2 protein-coding genes are annotated in these 1,470 nt (G+C 65.9%); one reads left to right on the forward strand and one right to left on the reverse strand.

The genetic code is table 11. The annotated features are described in order from the left end of the window. Positions 1–185 precede the first annotated feature (185 nt). Positions 186–686 carry a GNAT family N-acetyltransferase gene (locus AB0958_RS45110; RefSeq protein WP_366896289.1) on the forward strand — a complete coding sequence of 167 codons (501 nt, stop codon included), beginning with the start codon at positions 186–188 and terminating at the stop codon, positions 684–686. A 274-nt stretch (positions 687–960) separates the two neighbouring features. Here AB0958_RS45110 and AB0958_RS45115 read toward each other — a convergent pair whose 3' ends face one another. Then, complete coding sequence (locus AB0958_RS45115) at positions 961–1,221, reverse strand: transposase (protein ID WP_366896290.1); 261 nt, start codon at positions 1,219–1,221, stop codon at positions 961–963. Positions 1,222–1,470: the final 249 nt, after the last annotated feature.

Consider the following 1,470-nt stretch of genomic DNA (forward strand, 5'->3'; position numbering starts at 1 on the left):
ACTTCAGTACCGGCCCGACACGCTCGACGGCTTCATAGCGGGCACCGGCCTGACCCTCGACGACCCGGCGTCACCCTAATGAGCCGAAGTCAGTAACGCTGCGGATCAATACACCTCGGGTGTGTATCGAAAGTGGATCAAGATCCTCGCTCGAGCCTTGGTATGTGTCATGCGATGCTCCCGTCATGACTGATCAACGTGAGGTTTCCATCGTTCGCTGGCCGGGTCAGGCCCCTTCCGTCCAGGGTGGGCTGTCAGAACTGCTGGCTGCCTACCATCTGCAGACGCAGGCAGAGAAGGGTGAGGCCGTCGCCGGTGTGGATGGGTTGCCGGACCGCTACCGGGTAGAGATCGCGGATCCGCAGGCCGTGTTCGTTGACGATGTCGTGCTGCTGGCGTTGAGCGGGGACACCTCGGTGGGCTGCCTGGTCGTGACCGCCTCTGTCGATGGACGATCCGAGGTCAAGAGGCTCTGGACGGACCCGGCGTTCCGGGGGCGGGGCATCGCGTCCAGCCTGGTCAGCGCCGCGCTCGTGCATGCTGCGGAAGGCGGCGTCAGCGTGGTGCGGCTGTCGGTGTGGAAGTGGCGGGCAGGCGCGATCGCCCTGTACGAGCGGCTCGGATTCACCGTCACCGAGTCGTGGGACGAGCGGGACCAACTGGTCTGCATGGAACGGGCCATGTGAGTGGTCACAGCCATTCATTCACGGCCGCGACGAGGACGGTAGCCTCGTAGCGGACTGCGAGCTTGTCATAGCGTGTCGCCACGGCGCGGTGCCTTTTGAGGCGATTGATGCCGCACTCCACTGCATGCCGCCGCGCGAGCGTCCAAGCCCATGGTCGGCCGGTTCGGCGACGACACCGCCGGGCGGCTCCTTCTGCATGTCCCCCCCTCCCGCGCCCCGGCAGCGTGCTGGTGGGCACGGACGACAGTGGAGTCGACGCCGAGGTCTCAGGTGATCAGGCTGCCAGAGTCCGCCCGGGCCTGGAGGGCGGTGAGGATCCGCTGCCAGGTGCCGTCCCTCTGCCGACGGCGGAACAGATCGTACGCCCGGGGCCCCACGGCCCGTATTCGGCAGGCATGTCCCTCCGCGGAAGGCCGGTACGGACCCGGAAGCGTATGCCGTCGATCAGTTGCCGCCGAGTCCATGTCGGCGGCCGACCGGTCTTCTTTCCCTTCGGCGACAACGGCTCCGGCACGGCCCATTGCTCGTTCGTCAGATCTCCAGGCGCTACGAACCGGGATCATCCCACGCTCATGATCCACTTTCGGCACACGCCCGAGCCTCGAAGTCCTTCGGGGGTTTGCTGCAGCAGTGGGTGCCGCGACAGAGGGCCGGGATGATGCCTGGACGGAGGCGGAGCTCGCCTGCGAGTCCTAGGGTGCGTTTCAGAAGTGGATCTTGATGTGTCAAGATCCACTTCGTGGGGAGGCACGATCTGACGAATGCGCAGTGGGCGAAGCTGGAG

Source organism: Streptomyces sp. NPDC006655 (assembly GCF_040703965.1).
Lineage (GTDB): Bacteria > Actinomycetota > Actinomycetes > Streptomycetales > Streptomycetaceae > Streptomyces.